This is a genomic window from Rhizobium sp. SEMIA 4085 (assembly GCF_013004495.1).
GTDB lineage: Bacteria > Pseudomonadota > Alphaproteobacteria > Rhizobiales > Rhizobiaceae > Rhizobium > Rhizobium gallicum.
On record NZ_JABEPH010000087.1, the window covers coordinates 1 to 18,410 of the forward strand.

Here is an 18,410-nt window from a genome sequence, read left to right on the forward strand (position 1 = left end):
CCTCAGGCGTGGCCCATCGGTTCCCCCTCGACCTGTCGGGAGGCCTGCGTCAGCGCGGTGCCCTGGCGCGGGGTCTTATCCTGTCGCCGCCGACCCTGCTGCTCGATGAGCCCACCTCGGCGCTCGATGTCTCCGTTCAGGCCGAGATCCTCAATCTTCTTGCAGACAAGCGCGACGAGCATGGGCTGACCTATGTGCTCGTGAGCCACGATCTCGCAGTGATCGCGCACATGTGCGACAGGGTGCTTATCATGAAAGACGGTGCTTTCGTCGACGAGCTGACGAAAGCCGATATGGAATCAGGCGTCACCCATGCCGATTACTCACGCGAACTTTTCGAGGCAAGTTTTCTCTGATTGCGGCCCGACGAGCCGGCTATGCGCCGAATCTGTGCGCCGCGCCTTCCACCGGACTTGCCCAAACGGTGGCACCTGTTGCAAAGGCGGTCTCTCCTTCGGCGCGCACCACCATTTCGCCGACTTGCGGAACATCCAGATAGAGGATGGCATCGGCGCCTAGGCGCTCGATATGTCTAACCCTGCCTTGCCAGGTGCCTTTGGCTTGGGAAAGGCGAATATGCTCGGGTCGGATCCCGTAGGTCTGGCACCCGAAGCGCTGTGCAACCTCGCCCGTATAAAGGTTCATCTTCGGGCTGCCGATAAAGCCCGCGACGAAGGGCGTCGCCGGCTTGCGGTAGAGTTCCATCGGGCTGCCCACCTGCTCGACCCTGCCACCGTTCAGGACGACGATCTTGTCGGCCATCGTCATCGCCTCGACCTGGTCGTGGGTAACGTAGATCATGGTTGTCTTCAGGCGGGTATGGAGTTCTGCAATCTCAAGCCGCATTTGGGCTCGCAGAGATGCGTCGAGGTTCGAGAGCGGCTCGTCGAACAGGAAGACTTTCGGGTCACGAACGATCGCGCGACCGATGGCAACGCGCTGCCTTTGCCCGCCGGAAAGCGCCTTCGGCTTGCGGTCGAGCAAATGGGTGAGCTGCAAGGTCTCGGCTGCTGCACGGACCTTGGCCTCGATCTCGGACTTCGGGCGGCGGGCAAGCGAAAGCCCGAAGCCGATATTTTCCGCAACCGTCATATGTGGATAAAGCGCATAGCTTTGGAACACCATGGCAATACCGCGCTTTGATGGTTCGGCGGCCGTGACATCCTTGCCGCCTATCGTCAGCATGCCGGACGTGGAATCCTCCAGCCCGGCAATGATCCGCAGCAAGGTGGATTTTCCACATCCAGACGGCCCGACAAATACGACGAATTCACCGGAACGCACCTCCAGATCGATGCCCTTGATGACATCAAGGGCGCCAAAGCTCTTGCAAATCCGGGTGAGGGTGAGCTCAGCCATTTTACACTAACCTTTCACTGCGCCGGCAGTCATGCCTGCCACGATCTGCCTGTTGAAGAAGATGAAAACGATGAGGGGAGGGACCGTAACGAGCAGTATGTTCATGAAGAGCAGGTTGTACTGGCTCGTGTACATGCTCTGGAAATTATAGAGCGTCAGCTGCACGGTGACGTTCTCTTTACCTGGCAGGTAATAAAGCGGGTTCGTGAAATCATTGAAGATCGCGATCGACTGCACGACAATGTTGGTCACCGTCACCGGCTTGAGCAGAGGCAGGATCACCCGGAAGAATATCTGCCAAGGCTTTGCCCCGTCGATCAGTGCCGCCTCATCGAGATCGCGGGGAATGGTCGAAATGAACGCTCGGTAGAGCAGAATCGAGAACGAGAGATTATAGGCGACCTGGATCAGGATCATCCCGGTTATGGTCTTGAAGAGGCCGATTTCCTGTAGCAGTCCGATCGTCGGAACGACAGCCGGTGGCATCATCAGGCCCATGAAGAGCGCACCCGAGGCAACGGCATTCCAGCGGGTTTTGCGGCGCTGCATGACATATCCGACCATCGCCGAAAGCAGTATCAGTATGGTGACCGAGACGACGGTGATCAGCGTCGAATTGAAATATGCCAGCACGAGCTGATAGTCGCGCGCCTGGAATACTGCTGCAAGATTGTCCCAGAACAGCCACTGTTGGGGGAGCGTGAAGTCGAGCCGGGATGCCTCGGATTTCGACTTGACCGCCTGGAGGGCAATGAACACGAAGGGCAGCACGAAGATGACCGTAGCCACGGCAAGCGCGATCGCGCCGCTCGTAAAGGGCCGCATCCGTCTCATTGTTCGACCTCGCGCCGGTTAAGCCACACGGTAAGCGGTAGAATGATGATGGCGATCAGCGCAAACAGGATAACATTACCCGCAGTCGACAAACCGTAGAATCCCGCCTGATACTGCTTGTAGATGACCGATGCGATCACATCCGAGGAAAAGCCCGGCCCACCGCGCGTCATCGCCCAAATGAGATCGAACGACCGGAGGCCGCCGATCAACGACAGCGTGATGACGGTGATCGTCGCCGGACGCACAAGAGGCAGAGTGATGCGCCAGAACTGCTGGAAACGTGTGGCACCGTCAATTCTGGCAGCCTCGTAGTAATCAGGGCTGATTGCTGCTAGGCCGGCGATAAAAATCAAGGTGGCAAGACCCACGCCCTTCCAGAGATCGACGAGCGCCACGGAAAAAAGAGCAAGCGCCGGATTGGTCAGCCAGCCTGGTCCGGGAATGGCGAGCGTTTCAAGCATGGCATTGATGATGCCCTTTGTCGGGTGCATCATCACGGTAAAGGTAATGCCGATGCCGATCGTCGATACCAGAACTGGAAAGAAAACGAGCGTGCGCAGGAAGCCTCGAGCGAAAATATTACCGGTCAGCAGCACGGCGAGCAGGAGCCCGCATATCGTCTTCAGTCCGGATGTCGTCAAGGCATAGATCAGCGTGTTGACGAGGCCCTTGACCAGAAACGGCTCGGAAAAGAACTGTCGGAAGTTCTCCAATCCGATGAACTCGGCGCTCGAAAGATCCCAACGTGTGAGGCTGAACCAGAGAGAAGACACTGTAGGGACGACAAACAGCACGCCGTAGACGGCTGCGGCAGGAAGAAAAAACCACAAGGGATAGGGCGATTTGCGTGAGCGGAGGCGTGTTTCGGTCATGGTTACCTCTTCGATCGGGTGGGCCTCGCCCGTAAACGGCGAGGTCAGCTTTCCCGAAGGGCCACTACCAGTTGGGTAGACCGAGCTGCTTTGCCTGCTTGCGCACGTCATCGTCATAAAGCGCGGCCGCCTCGGCTGGCTGGCGGATGCCGGACCCGACCTCGACGGTGATCTGTTCAAGAGCCGGTCCCTTGATCGGCGACACGAATTCCAGAGCCGGCGTAGTCGCCTTCGCTTCGAAATAGGGGAGCATGTCCTTCACCGCGGGCGGGACGTCAGCCGGCAGCGCGCATCCGTCGACCAGGGACGGACCTTGGGCCGTGTTGGTCTCAACCATGATCTCGCAGCCTTCGACGCTTCCGGCGAAATCCACAAATTTCCGGGCTTCATCCGCGTTCTGGCTGGCGAGCGGGACATAAAGGGCAGGCGGCATCCAGACCGTCAGGCCGTTCTTGGCCGGATCGTCCCCCGGCTGGGCGAAAAAGCCGACACCCTCAAGATTTTCCGGATAGTTCTGCTTCAAAGCACCGACGGCAAAGGTGAGCATCGGATAATGTGCGGCCTCGCCTGTCGCCACCATCCTGAGGCCGTCGTCATAGCTTGCCGCACCGAAATCCTCGTTCACCAAGCCGGCGTCATGAACCTCCTTCAGGCGTTCGAAACCCTTCATGGCCGCAGGCGTCGTCGCGTATTTCGCCTTGTTGGCCGTATAGTCGGTTGCGAAGTTCGGCGCGGATTGATGCAGGTTGTAATAGTCCGCCAGAACGAAGAGCTGGGAGGTCCAGGTGTCGCGATAGGTCTGGGCAACAGCGACCTTGCCGGCCGCCTTCACCTTTTCGTTGTTGGCCATGAACTCGGCCCATCTCTTCGGGACGGGCAGGCCGAGGTCCTGATAGATTTTTCTGTTGTAGAGGATCCCGCCAGCCATCGCCGTTCCGAAGGGAACGCCGTATAGCTTGCCGTCAGCGCGGACCACGGCCTTGAAGCTCTCGTCTACTTTTGCCTGCGACGAAAGATCACTGAGGTCGGCCAGCGTCTGTCCAGGTTTCAGCGCCTGCATCAGCGAGCCGGAATTGTACAGGAATACATCCGACATTTCGCTTGTTGCCAGCCGCGTCTTGACGATGTTGTCGCCCTCGCCACCACCCGGCCGCTGCTCGATTTCGATCGTCACATCCGGTGCGATCTTCTCGTAAGCTGCAACCAGCGCCTCGGCGGCTGCGACGGTATCGGGGCTGTTATCGATCAGGAACGAAAGGGTCGTTTCTGCCTCTGACGGCCCTGCGGCAACCAGCGCTACGAGTGCCGACGCACCGGCAAGAATGACTTTGATGCGGTTTGCCATGACGTTCCTCCTCTGAACGGTTTGACGGTGGCAGGTATGCTCCTCAAAGATGGGGAAGAGAAAAGATCAGCTCATGTGTTCCTGCTCGAAGGACGGCCTCCCCCATGACAGGCTCGCCGTTAAGCAGCGGGTTCTGATGCCGTCGTCCGGGCCGGAATCGACCGACGCAGCCTTCTGGAAGCGTCACGTTATAGGTGACCCTGTTGCCGCGGCACTCCCATTGAGCTTCAATTCGACCTTGACGCACGTCATGATAGGCGGTGACGGGCGAGAGCGCGGCAATCGGCGCCGGATCGACGATGACCTCGGAAAAACCAGGTGCGCTTCGGCTTGGCGAGATGCCCGCGACGCTCTCAAACAGCCATTGGCACACGGCGCCATAGGCATAGTGATTGTAGCTGTTCATGTCAGGCTCGTAGATAGTGCCGTCCGGCGCCATTGAATCCCAGCGCTCCCAGATCGTGGTTGCGCCCTTGGACACCTGATAGAGCCAGCCCGGAACCTCCTCCTGCAGGAACACCTTTTCGGCAAGGTCGTCCATTCCGAGCTTCGTCAAAGCTGGCAGCAGGGCGGGGGTGCCTATGAAACCCGTGCCGATCTTGTAGTCCGCATCGATGATCACCTGTCTGAAGTGCTGCTTGGCAGCCTCATGGTGCGCAGCTGGGATCAGGTCGTATAGGAAGGCCAGCGCGTAAGACGTCTGGTCGTTATGTGCCATGCGTCCGGATGGTGCGATGAATTCGTGCGCAAACGCCTGTCGAATTTCGGCAGCACGGCGCTTCATGCGCGCCTCCAGAGCCTGGTTGCCGAGGATCGCTGCGATCTTCGCCAGCAAGTCGGTGGAGATGAAGTGGTAGAGTGTTGCAGCGCAATCGTCGGCAACTGTCGGGCGCGGCTTCCGGTTGTCGCCGATCGGTTGCAGCCAGTCTCCGAATGTGAAGCCGCGGTCGCCCCAGCGGGACGGCGGGCGCACGATCGGGCCGTCCGATATCGACCAGACGAAGTCGACCCAGCGCACCATCGCATTCAGGCATTCGCAAAGAACTGCCCGATCGTCGTAATGCGTGTAAAGAACCCAGGGGATCACGACGATGGCGTCGCCCCAGCCGGTCGAACCGGCAAATCCCGGGAAGTTCTTCGGATGCAGGCGTGTCGGGTCGGGCGAAAAGTGGGAAATGGCACCATCCTCACGTTGATCGGCCATCACATCGCGCAGATATTTCCGGAAGAAGGCCTGGCTGTCCGTCAGCCAGCAGGCTGTTGCAGCAAACACCTGAGCGTCGCCTGTCCAGCCGAGGCGCTCGTCGCGCTGGGGGCAATCGGTCGGGACCTCGATGAAATTGGCGCGCTGTGACCAGATCGTGTTCTGGACAAGCCGGTTGACGAGCGCGTTGCCCGACTGGAAGCCGCCAGTCAGATTGGGCACGGAGGAGATCGGAACCGACGAGATCGCCAAGATACGTGCGTCGCCCGTAGCCGTCACTCTGGCATAGCGGAAGCCTTGAAAGCTGAAGTGTGGCGCGTAGGTCTGTTCGCCGTCTCCGCAAAGCGTATAGATCGTGTGGGCTTGTGCGGTGCGATAGTTGCGGTTGTCGAAGTGACGGCCAGGCCCCAGGACTTCCGAATGTTCCACGCGAATTTCGGCGCCTGCTGGCCCGCGGACCGTATAGCGCACATAGCCGCCGATGTTCTGGCCGAAGTCGTAGATCGTTCGCCCTTCCGCGTCGGTCCAACTATCAATCGGAGCGATCGGCGGCAATTCACGAACCGGCGCCGTTTCGTGCGCGACGAGCAATGCCTTGTCGAATGGCAGCCTCACGGTGCCGTGAGTGTCGGCAAGCTTTTCTTCGCGCGCATCATAGATCTCGCCGAAATAGATGCCGGATTTGCGGATCGGCAGCAGCCCGCTCTGCCACGTGGTATCGGTTGAGACAATGACGCCATTCGGCCCGACCAGGTCTGCAATGGCCGCCGTTTGGTCGCCCCAGCAATTGGGAATGGCCTTTTGACCCCACATGAGCGGAGACCGGTACCATCCGTCCGCAAGCCAGATCTCGATGCGATTCTGGCCAGGCTTGACGAGGTCCGAGACGTCATAGTGCTGAAAGGCCAGGCGATGATCGTAGCTGGTCCAGCCGGGTGTCAGGAGGTCATTGCCGACCCGTTTGCCATTGATGAAGCAGCGATAAAGGCCGAGTGCTGAAATGAAGAGTTCGGCCGGCGTCTCTACGCAATCGCAGTTGAACGTCTTGGCGACAAAACTTGCGGCCGTTCCCTGGCCGCGATCCGACAGCGGCGCGATCATATCGCTGGTCCAGTCTCGTGAAACGAGATTGTCGCTGGCCGCCATCGGCTGAAAATTCATCAGATCCCCCACATCTTTTGTAGAACGTTCTTCGTATAACGTTCTACATTTTTTTCAGAAGTGCAATAGATATTTTGCAACCGGTCTGCCATGGTGATTTGGTGAGCCTTAAGGGCCTGCAGATCGAATCTGAGGATTTCATGCCAATCAAAGAGAAGTCGAAGCCTGCAAAGCGCGATCGTGTGACGATACGGACGGTTGCTGCGCATGCAGGCGTATCTGTCGCGGCGGTTTCGAAGGTCATGCGAAATGCATATGGTGTGAGCGAGAACCTTCGCGCCAAGGTGACCGGGTCGATTGAAGAACTGGGTTATCGACCGTCAAGGACCGCACGCGGCCTGCGCGGTCGTACGTTCACGATCGGGCTGCTCCTTGTCGATATACGCAATCCCTTCCTGCCCGAAGTCATCGACGGCGTGAACGGCGTTCTGGCGCCGTCGCACTACCAGGCAATGATCGGCGTCGGCGAGGGCCGCATGCAACTGGAGACCTCTCTCATCGAATCTATGATCGACTATAAGATGGATGGGCTCATCCTCGTCGCTCCGCGCCTTCCTACCGAGATCATTGCAGAATTTGCGGCACAAGTTCCGATCGTGGCGGTCGGTTATCATGATCCGAAAGCAAAGACCTTCGACACGGTCAACACCGATGACCAGCGAGGGGCAGAGATAGCGGTAGAGGCATTGCTGAAGTGTGGTTATCGCGACATCGAAATGCTCAGCCTGGGAGCCCGCGAAGGTCACAAGGTCTCCGTCGTGCGCCAGCGTGAAATCGGATATCGGCGCGCCATGCTGCGTGCCGGACTGGGCTCCTCAGCACCGATCAGCCACATTCCTGTCCATTCCCCTAAGCGCGAGGAGGCAATGCGGGTGTTCCTGGCGCGAAGTGATCGGCCTCGTGGCGTCTTCTGCTGGAGCGATCTTGATGCGATTACGCTTTTGAGCGCAGCCGCGGAAATGGGCGTGCGGATACCCGAAGACCTGGCGGTCGTGGGCTATGACAATTCGACGACCGCAGCTCTCAGCCTGGTCAATCTGGCAAGCATCGACCAGTCGGGCAGGGAGCTCGGTGAAGCAGCGACGCGAACCCTTTTGTCCAGGATCGAGGGTCGCAGCGATCCAGAGCATCTTCTGCTGATGCCCTCGTTGGTCAACAGGAAGAGCTTAATTTAGTTCTGGGCAACGCTGATGCTCCTTGCCGTTATGAGCAAAGTCGCCGAGAAAATTTGCAACCAAATGGGTCAATGACGATCCTGCAGCAGTTGCGACTTCACCTTGAACCATTTGTTTCAGAAGTCTGCCGAACCGCTTATTTATAAACCATTTTGCGAGATTATTTCGAAGGAAACCCAACGCGGAATCTCGCTCTCCTTTATGCGTAAGAACAGATCTTTGCGGTCGCGGTAATTGAAAATCACCTATCAGGACGCAGCGGCGGACAAAGGCGCTGTGTGCACGGCGTGTTGCCGGGCGGCCAAAACGTCACCGACTGCGATCAGGACGGGGTTTTCGGTGCCGATCTCGCTGATGCCTTCGGCAAGGCCTGCAAGGTTCCCGTGCCACTGTCGCTGCGTCGTGCGGCTCACATCGCTCATGATGACGGCTGGCGTTTCGGGCGACAGGCCTTCGGCGATCAGCCGGTCGGCAATGAGCGGCGCGGTTCTCCCGCCCATATAAAAGACGGTGGTCGTATGCGGATCGGCAGCGGTGGTCCAATCGACATCCATCGGCAATCCGCCATGGCGGGAATGGCCAGTGATGAAGCGTACAGACTGGGCATGCTCGCGATGGGTGAGGGAGATGCCGAGGCGTGAGGCCATAGCGCTTGCTGCCGTGATGCCGGGAATGACGTCGACCGGAATGTTCTCGCAATCAAGATGAGCGATCTCTTCGCCGGCGCGGCCGAAGATCATGGGATCGCCGGCCTTGAGGCGGACGACGCGCTTGCCCGCCTTTGCGAGTTTTACCATCATCGCGTTGATGTCTTCCTGGCGGCAGCTGGTGCGGCCGCCGCGTTTGCCGACCAGCATGCGCTTGGCCTCGCGGCGCGCGAGTTCCAGCACTTCGGCGGAAACGAGATCATCGAAAAGGATAACGTCGGCGGCCTGCAGCGCGCGAACCGCCTTCAGCGTCAGAAGCTCGGCATCGCCAGGGCCTGCGCCGACGAGCGTGACGCGTCCGGTTGTGCTTGTTGTGGATTTCAAGCCTCGAGCAGCAAGTAAAAGCTGCGCCTCGGTCTGGTTGACAGCAGAGCTGTCGAAGGCCATGTCGGCGAATTTTTCCCAGAAAAGTCGCCGCGCGGAAGCGGTTTCAAGGAGGCCGTTGACCCTGCCGCGTATCGACTGGGCAAGTCCAGCCCAGGATTTCAGCGTGCGCGGGAGCAAGGTCTCGATCTTGCGGCGGATGGTCTGGGCAAGAATGGGTGCTGCGCCATCCGTCGAGATTGCGACAACGACGGGGGAGCGGTTGACGATCGATCCGAACTGGAACTGGCAGAAATCCGGCTTGTCGATGACATTGACCGGAACGCCCCTCGCGCATGCCGCATCGAAGAAGCGCCTGGCTTCAATCTCGTCGTTGCAGTCGGCAATTGCAATGGCAGCGCCGGCAAGATCGTCCATTTGCCAGTGCCCCGGATGATGGATCAGTCTGGCCGCAGCGTGCTCGAGATTGCGGGCGAGAAGCGCCTTGAAGCTGCCGCTCAGCGTTTCGGCGTAGATTTCGACATGAGCGCCGCAGGCGGCAAGAAGTTCCGCCTTCCAGGCGCAGGCGTCGGAGCCGCCGGCCACTACGCACCGCTTGCCTTCAAGCGCCCAGAAGACGGGCAGCTTTGCAAGCGGCTCCATGCGGGCGGGATTGTCATTCCGCGGCTGCTGCAAGACATCCATCGATGATCCCCTTGATTTCGGCGCGGCACGAGCCGCAGTTGGTGCCGGCGTTGAGCTCTTTACCGACTGCCTCGACGCTGCGGCAGCCGCCGCGGACCGCCGCTACGATCTGATTGACGCCGACGGCGAAGCAGGAACAGACCGTCGCACCTGGGTCCGGCTTGTCGGCGCCCGGTCGGCCGGCGACAAGAGCAAAGCGCTTGCGCAAGTCGCCATGGTCGGCGGCAAGCTGTGAGATCGCCCAGCTGCGAGCGACGGCGACCGGTTCGCGGGCCAGGAACAGCGCAGCAAGCAGGCGCGTGCCGTTGAAGAAGGCGAGCCGCAGATCGCCAGATTGCCGATCCGCGTAGCCGAGCGGCTCGATCTCAGCAGGAATACCAAAAGTGCTGCGGCACCAGCCGCACCAGTCTTCGACCGCGTGGTCGAAGGCGAGTTCCAGTCGCCAGCCGCCATCTGCTTTCGCCAGGGCCCAATAGGCGGCGGCAAGGCTTTGCGGTTTGCTCGCCGAGACTGCAAAGCCGTAGCGGGCTGCCTTCAATGGCCGGGCGGCGACTGCGACGTTCTTGGAGGCAGGCTGGCCGGAGAATGGATCGGTGAGCGGGGCAACCACTGCGTCGATGCGAGCCTTGGCGGCAAATTGATCGTTCCAGTGCATGGGTACGAAAATGCTGCCGCGGGCCTGGCGTTCGGTGATCAGCGCGCGCACGACGGCCTTTCCCTGCGGACTTTCAATTTCGACCAGACCGGCATTACCGACACCGATTTCCATCGCATCTCGGGGGTGTAGTTCAGCAAAGGGTTCGGCGATATGGGCGGAAAGGCGCGCACTTTTGCCAGTGCGTGTCATCGTGTGCCACTGATCGCGGATACGTCCCGTGTTAAGCGTGAAGGGATAGTCGGCGCTGGTGCGGTCGGATGCGGGCGGCTCAACCGGCACGAAGCGTGCCTTGCGATCGGGATGAAAAAAGCTGCCCTTCGCAAAGAAACGGGTCACAGTCCTATCGTCGCCGACGGGCTGTGGCCACTGAAAGGGTGTCATCGCGTCGTAGGCAGCCTTGTCGATGCGGGCATAGGCGCCGATGTCGAAATCGCGGTTGCCACGGTTTTCGAAGGCGGAAAGCGCTGCGTGCTCATTGAAAATGTCTGACGGAGAGGCAAAGGCGAACGCGTCGGCAAAACCCATGCGGCGTGCGACCTCGGCCAATTGCCACCAATCCGCGCGCGCATCGCCGGGGGCGTCGATGAAGGAACGCTGGCGCGAAATGCGGCGTTCGGAATTGGTGACTGTACGGCTCTTCTCTCCCCAGCCAAGGGAAGGCAGCAATAGGTGGGCATGGGGGGCGGTGTCGGTCGTCTTGAGGATATCCGAGACGACGACGAAAGGGCAGGCCCTGATCGCGGCCTTAACGGCATCGGCATCCGGCAGCGAGACCACCGGGTTCGTCGCCATGATCCAGAGCGCCTTGATGCGGCCGTCGCCGACTGCCTTGAACATGTCGACGGCCTTCAGACCCGGCCTTTCGGCAATCGCCGGTGACTGCCAGAAGCGTTGCACGCGATCGCGGTCTTGTGCGCTCTCAATCGCCATGTGGGCGGCAAGCATGTTTGCCAAGCCGCCAACCTCACGGCCGCCCATCGCGTTCGGCTGGCCCGTGAGCGAGAAGGGACCCATGCCCGGCTTGCCGATGCGTCCGGTGGCGAGGTGACAATTGATGATGGCGTTGACCTTGTCAGTCCCGGACGAGGATTGGTTGACGCCCTGGCTGTAGCAGGTGACGGCCTTCTCGGTCGCCGCGAAGAGGCGATAGAACTCGCGAAGCTGCATTGCCGGTAAGCCGGTCAGTTCCAGTACCTCGTTGAAGGAGACCCCAGAGGCGGATGCAAAAGCCTCGGCAAAGCCGTTCGTGTGTTCGGCGACATAATTCTGGTCGATGGCATTGTTTGCGATCAGGTGCTCGAAGAGGCCGAGGAAAAGAGCGACATCGCTGTCTGGCCGGATCGCTAGGTGCAGATCTGCGATGTCGGCAGTCATCGTCCGGCGCGGATCGATGACGACGACCTTCATGCCGGGACGCGCCGCCTTGGCGGCCGCCAGCCGCTGATAGATGACCGGATGGCACCAGGCAAGGTTGGACCCGGTAAGGATGACCAGATCGGCCAGTTCGAGATCCTCATAGGTCCCGGGTACCGTATCGGCGCCGAAGGCGCGGCGGTGGCCGGCGACGGAAGATGACATGCAAAGGCGCGAGTTGGTGTCAATGTTGGCCGAGCCGATGAAACCCTTCATCAGCTTGTTGGCGACGTAATAGTCCTCGGTCAGCAGCTGGCCGGAGACATAAAAAGCGACGGAGTCAGGCCCGTGCTCGGCAATGGCATCCAAAAAGCGCTGCGCCACGAGATCAAGAGCCTCATCCCATCCGGCCCGCCGTCCCGCGATCTCCGGATGCAATAGGCGTCCGTCGAGATCGATCGTTTCGGCGAGCGCCGAACCCTTCGAGCACAGCCGCCCGAAATTGGCCGGATGGTCCGGGTCGCCCATGACGGACACATTGCCGTCATCTGCGATCTTGGCGATCACCCCGCAGCCGACGCCGCAGTAGGGACAGGTCGTCTTGATCTCTTCTGCCATCTATTCCGCCGCCATCATCAAGCTTTCGAGGGCAATGAAGAGGGCGCCGTCCTGGTTGCGGACCGGAATGGTCCGCACCGCGCCCTCATCGGCGCCAAGCGCCTTGCCGGTTTCGAGCGAGATGACCCAGTTGTGCAGGGGGCAGGTGACCGCCTTGGCATGCACGATTCCCTGGCTGAGGGGGCCGCCCTTGTGGGGGCAGTGATCTTCTATGGCGAAGACTTCGTTTTCAGCCGTCCGGAAGACGGCGATCTTGCCCTGCGGCGTCTTCACGCAGCGCGCACCGCGCAGCGGGATCTCGGAGATATCACCGATCGCAATCCAGTTCATGTTGATCTCCTTACTCTGCAGCCTGCGGATAGCCGATGGTCGCCATCGGCTTGAACTCATGCTTATCCTTGCCGGAAACACGCTCCGACCAGGGATCGACCTGGGCGAATTTCTGACTGAACACGAAGCGGTCGAAATAGGCCTTGCGCTTTTCGGCATCGCCCATGATCTGGCGACGGATCTCGTCGAGGCCGATGCGCTTGGCCCACTTGTAAATGCGCTCGAGATAACGTGCCTGCTCGCGGTACATCTGCGTCAGTGCAACGATATGCTCCAACGCTTCGTCCTCGGTCTTGACGAGACCGAGGATCTCGGTGCCCTTGATGTCGAGACCTGCCGCACCGGCGAAATGAATTTCGTAGCCGGAATCCACGCAGATGACGCCGACATCCTTGCAGGTCGCCTCCGCGCAGTTGCGCGGACATCCGGAGACTGCCATCTTGAGCTTTGCCGGCGTCCAAGAGCCCCACATGAACTTTTCAATGCGGATGCCGAGCCCGGTTGAATCTTGCGTGCCGAAGCGGCACCAGTCGGAGCCGACACAGGTCTTTACCGTGCGCAGGCCCTTGGCATAGGCCTGACCGGAGACGAAGCCTGCCTTGCCGAGATCGGCCCAGACGGCCGGAAGGTCCTCTTTCTCGACGCCGAGCAGGTCGATGCGCTGGCCGCCGGTGACCTTCACCATCGGGATTTCGAACTTATCGACCACGTCGGCGATGGCCCGCAGCTCCTTGGAGCTGGTGACACCCCCCCACATGCGCGGCACCACCGAATAGGTGCCGTCCTTCTGGATGTTGGCGTGGACGCGCTCGTTGATGAAGCGCGACTGATAATCGTCGGCATATTCGTCCGGCCAGTCGCAAACGAGGTAGTAGTTGAGCGCTGGACGGCACTTGGCGCAACCGCAGGATGTCTTCCACTCCAGCTCCTGCATGATGGCAGGAATGCTCTTCAGCCCCTTGGCCTTGATCAGGCGCCGGACGTCGTCATGGCCAAGTTCGGTGCAGGTGCACATCGGCTGCACGGCGGTAGGGTTATAGCTATCGCCGAGCGTCAGCGCCATCAATTGCTCAACGAGGCCGGTACAGGAGCCGCAGGACGCCGACGCCTTTGTGTGGGCGCGCACGTCGTCCAGCGAGGCCAGCCCCTTGGCCGTGATCGTCGAGGTGATTTTGCCCTTACATACGCCGTTGCAGCCACAGATTTCCGCGTCATCCGGCAAGGCTGCAACGGCCGCCATAGGGTCCAGCGGGGACCCTCCCTGGTAGGCCTGTCCGAAGATCAGCGTCTCGCGCATCTCGGAGATATCAGTCTGCTTCTTCTTGAGATCGTTGAACCAGGCGCCGTCTGCGGTTTCGCCGTAGAGCACAGTTCCGATGATCTTGTTATCCTTCAGCACCAGGCGCTTGTAGACACCAGCCGAAGCGTCGCGAAGGACGATCTCCTCGCGGTCGTCGCCGTCGGCGAAATCGCCAAGCGAGTAGAGCTCGATGCCGGTGACCTTGAGCTTGGTCGGGGTATCGGAGTGAACGAAGGCGGCCGAGGTGTCGCCGCACAGGTGGGCGGCGGCAACGCGGGCCATTTCGTAGAGCGGAGCGACGAGGCCGTAGACCTGCCCACCGACTTCTGCGCATTCGCCGAGCGCCATGATGCTGCCGTCGGAGGTCTGCATGCCGTTATCGACGACGATGCCGCGATTGACCGCGATGCCAGCCTCTTTCGCCAGGCCGACATTCGGACGGATGCCGACGGCCATGACGACGAGCGTTGCCGGAATGATCCGTCCGTCGTCGAGCTCAATGCCCTCGACCTTGCCATCACCGATGATTGCCTTGGTATTGGCCTTGGTGATGACCTTGATGCCGCGCTCCTCGACTGCCCTTTGCAGCAGATAGCCGGCCGCAGGATCGAGCTGACGCTCCATCAGCGTCGGCATGACATGCAGCACGGTCACGTCCATGCCACGCTGGGCAAGGCCGGCTGCCGCCTCAAGACCGAGCAGGCCGCCGCCGATGACGATCGCCTTTTCGCGTGACTGGGCAGCAAGCAGCATTGCCTGCACGTCGTCGAGGTCGCGGTAGGTGATGACGCCAGGTAGATCCTTGCCGGGAACCGGAATGATGAAGGGCACGGAGCCGGTGGCGATCACCAGCTTGTCGTAGCTTTCGGTGACGCCGTGGTCGGAGGTTACGGTCTTGGCGTGCCGATCGATCGCTACGATCTTGTGGCCCTTGTAGAGCGTGATGCCGTGCTTGATGTACCAGCCGTCGCCGTGAATGATGATCTGCTCATAGTCCTTTTCTCCGGAAAGAACAGGCGAGAGCATGATGCGGTCATAATTGACGCGCGGCTCGGCGTTGAAGATTGTGACCTCGTATTGGCCGGGGGCCTTTTCGAACAGGTGCTCGAGCATGCGCCCGGGCGCCATGCCGTTGCCGATGATAACGAGTTTTTCTGTCATAGTTACAAGTCCTTAGATTAGGTTGCCGCCACTGCAGGCACGGCGTGCCCCTGGCGTGACAGGTGCTTTACGGACAGGTGCATCCAGATGAGCGACGTCACGACGATCGCAAAGAGCAGCAGGAAGCAGCTGGACCAAAGGCCGGTGACGTCCTTGAGCAGGCCGAAAGCGATCGGAAGGATGAAACCGCCAAGGCCGCCCATCATCCCGACGACGCCGCCGACTGCGCCGACGCTTTCTGGATAGTAGGCCGGAATGTGCTTGTAGACGGCTGCTTTGCCGAGGCTCATGAAGAAACCGAGCACGAAGATGACGATGATGAAGATTGCTGGCGTAATACCAAGCGCAGGCCCGGATCCCGATGGAGATGCAGCCGGTAGAGACAGGATGAGGGTGGCGGCGGCGGAAACGGCCAGCATCGCGTACATGACGCTTCTTGCGCCCTTCTTGTCGGATAGAACGCCGCCGAATGCTCTAAAGATGCTGCCTGGCACGGAATAGGCCGCAGCAACCATGCCGGCGATTTCCAGATTGAATCCGTAGACGCCAACCAGATAGCGCGGCAACCACAAAGACAGGGCGACAAAGCCGCCGAAGGCGAAAAAATAATAAAGCGAGAAACGCCAGACCTGGATGTTCTTGAGCGGAGCGAATTCTTCGAGGAAGCTCTTTGAGGCGGCGCCGCGACAGCGGCGGTCGCGAAAGGCCGGGTCGTCGGTGGTCGAAAACCAGAAGACGATTGCCATCGCCACAAGAACGAGAGCCCAGATTTCAGCAACCGCCTGCCATCCCCAGGCGATGAGCACGAAGGGCGCCGCGAACTTGGTAACCGCGGCTCCGACATTGCCGGCGCCGAATATCCCGAGCGCGGTTCCCTGCTTTTCTGGCGGAAAGAACGGCGAGACATATGCGACACCAACTGCGAAGGAACCACCGGCAAGGCCGATCCCCAGTCCTGCGATCAGCATTTCTGTGTAGCTTGTTGCGTAGGAGAGCAGGAAAGTCGCCATGGCCGCTGCCACCATGGTGAGCGTGTAGACCAGACGACCGCCGTAGCGGCTCGTCCATATGCCAAGCACGATCCGGACGAGCGAGCCGGTCAACACAGGGGTGCCCACCAGCAATCCGAATTCTGCCTCGTTGAGGCCGAGCTCCTGTTTGATACGAACGCCTATAATCGCAAAGATCGTCCAGACGGCGAAGCAAACGGTGAAGGCGACCGTCGAAATCCACAATGCTCTGGCTGGCTCGCCAGCAGACATTAACTGGGGTTTCTCAGAAAAAGGCATGGCTTCTCCAGGGCCCGACAATGTCGTGCCAATCCATCGTTGAGAGTTAAAACAAAAAGCCGCTGGCCAGGTCGCGCACACGAATGCGCGGCATATCCTGATCAGCGGCTTTGCCTGAGGCGCCCGTCTTTGGACGCCGAAATATGCGACCTCTCGGCCTCGTGATTATCTATGCAAGGGGCGTGCCAATTCGAAATTCAGGCGAATTTCGTCTTTTCTCTTGGCAAGTCAGCCTTATTGGTCAGGATGACTAGGGTGAGACCGCCGGTGTCGTCGGTCAAAAATTATGCAATGCATAGAAAATAGGCGTCATGCTATGCTTGCTTTTGAGCAGCAATATAGGCATCGACGCAATCGGGATCAAAGAGATTGCCGTCGAAAAAGCCATCCGGCCCGAGCGTCATCGTGCCGCTGGAGCCAACTGGCGTTTCCACGCGCAAGGCACCCTCAACCTTCGAGCTTGCAGCCGGCATGGCCACGCCGAGCGCCTTTAGAGCATTTCGGTAGATATCCGGCCGGTAGGTGTTGCCGGCCACGTTCTGGTGGGCCGCGGTGTGATCGACGTGGCCCCAGCGGACCATCTGCGTGTAGAACCAAAGGGCGTGGCTCTTCCATGGAAACGTCGCCGCCTTGGCGTGCGGGACAAAGAAGTCGCTGACCGTCTGCGTTGCGGTGCGGCCAACTTTAAGCACGCCGGTGACGGATGGACGCAGCCACTCTGCCGGACTGTTGATATAGGCCGGACCGGAAAGCAATAGGGCAAGCTCTTCATGATTGGCGGGGTCGGCGCACCACAGTGAGGCATTGTAAAGCGCTCGCAGGAGGGCCACGAGTGCGTCAGGATGGCTATCGCCCCAGCGACTGTTCACGCCCAGCACCTTTTCGGGACTGGATTTCCAGATCGCTGCCTTGACGGTTGCAAGGTGCGCGCCGCGTTTGAGGACGCCGAAGGTATTCCACGGTTCTCCAGCGCAATAGCCGTCAATCAGACCGGACCTCAGCGCGTCACCCATATCCTGCGGCGGAAGGGTCACGATCTCGATCTCGCGGTCCGGATCGATGCCGCTTCCAGAAAGCCAGTAGCGCAGTTCGTAGTTATGTCCGGAATAGGGGTGTACGATACCGAAACGAAGCCTGTCGCCTGCCCGCTGCGAAATCACTTTTTTTAGCGCCGCACCGCTTGAGCGCGCGTCAAGCGCATCGGCTGCGCCATCGTCGGCCATTTCCCGCCACAAGGCGCCCGAAACGGTGACGGCATTCCCGCCAAGCCCAAGCGCCATGGGCACGATCATGCGCGGCGCGGGCGCCATGAGACCAAAATTGCAGGCGATCGGCATGGGGGCAAGAATATGAGCGACTTCGAAATGGCCGACCGCTAGCCTGTCCCTGATCGTTGCCCAGGATCGCTCCCGCACGAGCGTGAGGGCCACTTCCTGGGCTTCAGCAAAGCCCTTCTCTTTGGCGACGACGAGCAGCGCGCTGTCGAGAAGCGGCACGAAGCCCGCGGTGATGTCATGCCGGTTCCTCATGCGTCCGCTCCAGGATCAAGCAGGTTTGCCGCGGTGACGAGGCTTTGAGCGATCTCGACGACTTTCCTGTTCTGGTTCATAGCTGTGCGCCGCAATAGCGCGTAGGCTTCCTCTTCCGACAACCCGCGGGTGCGCATCAGCAACCCCTTGGCGCGATCGATCAGTTTGCGTTTTTCCAACTCGCCGCGTGTTTCTTCCAGTTCTCGGCTCAAGCGCGCAAACGCATTGAAACGACTGATCGCCATCTTGAGGATGGGTCGGACGCGTTCCTGCTTCAGGCCATCAACGATATATGCGGAAACCCCTGCCTCGACCGCTGCCTCGATCGAGGCTTCATCGGACTTGTCCACGAACATGGCGATGGGCCTCTTCACCGCACGCGATATCTGGAAAATGCTCTCCAGCATGTCGCGATTGGGGTTTTCGAGATCGATGACGATGACATCGGGATTGATCTCGGTGATGCGCCTTGCAAGACCATTCATGTCATCGATGATCGTGACC

The 18,410-nt window shown here is 60.0% G+C and carries 14 protein-coding genes; 2 read left to right on the plus strand and 12 right to left on the minus strand.

Features of this window, described 5'->3' with window-relative positions; translation table 11 throughout:
* Nucleotides 1-356, plus strand: a 356-nt coding sequence (locus C9413_RS11575; protein WP_170250470.1) for an ATP-binding cassette domain-containing protein, incomplete at its 5' end; no start/stop codon positions are given.
* A gap of 19 nt (nucleotides 357-375) precedes the next feature.
* Here the strand turns inward: C9413_RS11575 and C9413_RS11580 are convergent.
* From C9413_RS11580 to C9413_RS11600, 5 genes are all read right to left on the minus strand, one after another.
* Complete coding sequence (locus tag C9413_RS11580) at nucleotides 376-1,359, minus strand: ABC transporter ATP-binding protein (protein ID WP_040115691.1); 984 nt, start codon at nucleotides 1,357-1,359, stop codon at nucleotides 376-378.
* 6 nt (nucleotides 1,360-1,365) lie between these two features.
* The gene (locus tag C9413_RS11585) at nucleotides 1,366-2,193 is read right to left on the minus strand and encodes a carbohydrate ABC transporter permease (RefSeq protein ID WP_040115690.1); all 828 of its coding nucleotides are present in this window, start codon (nucleotides 2,191-2,193) and stop codon (nucleotides 1,366-1,368) included.
* Nucleotides 2,190-3,068, minus strand: coding sequence for a sugar ABC transporter permease (locus C9413_RS11590; protein ID WP_040115689.1), 879 nt, complete (start codon nucleotides 3,066-3,068; stop codon nucleotides 2,190-2,192). Before C9413_RS11590 ends, C9413_RS11585 begins: the two co-directional genes overlap by 4 nt.
* Nucleotides 3,069-3,132: 64 nt before the next feature.
* Nucleotides 3,133-4,413 carry an extracellular solute-binding protein gene (locus C9413_RS11595; protein WP_040115688.1) on the minus strand — a complete coding sequence of 427 codons (1,281 nt, stop codon included), beginning with the start codon at nucleotides 4,411-4,413 and terminating at the stop codon, nucleotides 3,133-3,135.
* 43 nt (nucleotides 4,414-4,456) lie between these two features.
* The gene (locus C9413_RS11600) at nucleotides 4,457-6,778 is read right to left on the minus strand and encodes an alpha-L-rhamnosidase (RefSeq protein WP_040115687.1); all 2,322 of its coding nucleotides are present in this window, start codon (nucleotides 6,776-6,778) and stop codon (nucleotides 4,457-4,459) included.
* Nucleotides 6,779-6,918: 140 nt separating this feature from the next.
* On the opposite strand from C9413_RS11600, the gene C9413_RS11605 reads away from it, so the two are divergent.
* Nucleotides 6,919-7,953, plus strand: a complete 1,035-nt coding sequence (locus C9413_RS11605; RefSeq protein WP_040116613.1) for a LacI family DNA-binding transcriptional regulator — start codon at nucleotides 6,919-6,921, stop codon at nucleotides 7,951-7,953.
* Between the two features lie 248 nt (nucleotides 7,954-8,201).
* Here the strand turns inward: C9413_RS11605 and cysG are convergent, their stop codons facing one another.
* The 7 genes from cysG to C9413_RS11640 all read right to left on the minus strand — a co-directional run.
* On the minus strand, nucleotides 8,202-9,668 hold the full coding sequence (gene cysG / locus C9413_RS11610; RefSeq protein WP_040115686.1) for a siroheme synthase CysG: 1,467 nt from the start codon (nucleotides 9,666-9,668) through the stop codon (nucleotides 8,202-8,204).
* Complete coding sequence (locus C9413_RS11615) at nucleotides 9,640-12,297, minus strand: nitrate reductase (RefSeq protein ID WP_170250471.1); 2,658 nt, start codon at nucleotides 12,295-12,297, stop codon at nucleotides 9,640-9,642. The genes cysG and C9413_RS11615 overlap by 29 nt, the downstream gene beginning before the upstream one ends.
* Nucleotides 12,298-12,627, minus strand: coding sequence for a nitrite reductase small subunit NirD (nirD, locus tag C9413_RS11620; RefSeq protein ID WP_022716194.1), 330 nt, complete (start codon nucleotides 12,625-12,627; stop codon nucleotides 12,298-12,300).
* A 10-nt stretch (nucleotides 12,628-12,637) separates the two neighbouring features.
* Entirely contained in the window at nucleotides 12,638-15,088 is a 2,451-nt protein-coding gene (gene nirB / locus C9413_RS11625) for a nitrite reductase large subunit NirB (RefSeq protein WP_040115684.1), read from the minus strand.
* Between the two features lie 17 nt (nucleotides 15,089-15,105).
* Nucleotides 15,106-16,377: a nitrate/nitrite transporter gene (locus C9413_RS11630; protein WP_040115683.1), complete on the minus strand. Its 1,272-nt coding sequence runs from the start codon at nucleotides 16,375-16,377 to the stop codon at nucleotides 15,106-15,108.
* A gap of 314 nt (nucleotides 16,378-16,691) precedes the next feature.
* Complete coding sequence (locus C9413_RS11635) at nucleotides 16,692-17,906, minus strand: CmpA/NrtA family ABC transporter substrate-binding protein (RefSeq protein WP_040115682.1); 1,215 nt, start codon at nucleotides 17,904-17,906, stop codon at nucleotides 16,692-16,694.
* Nucleotides 17,903-18,410, minus strand: a 508-nt coding sequence (locus C9413_RS11640) for an ANTAR domain-containing protein (RefSeq protein ID WP_170250472.1), incomplete at its 5' end; no start/stop codon positions are given. The genes C9413_RS11640 and C9413_RS11635, both read right to left, overlap by 4 nt.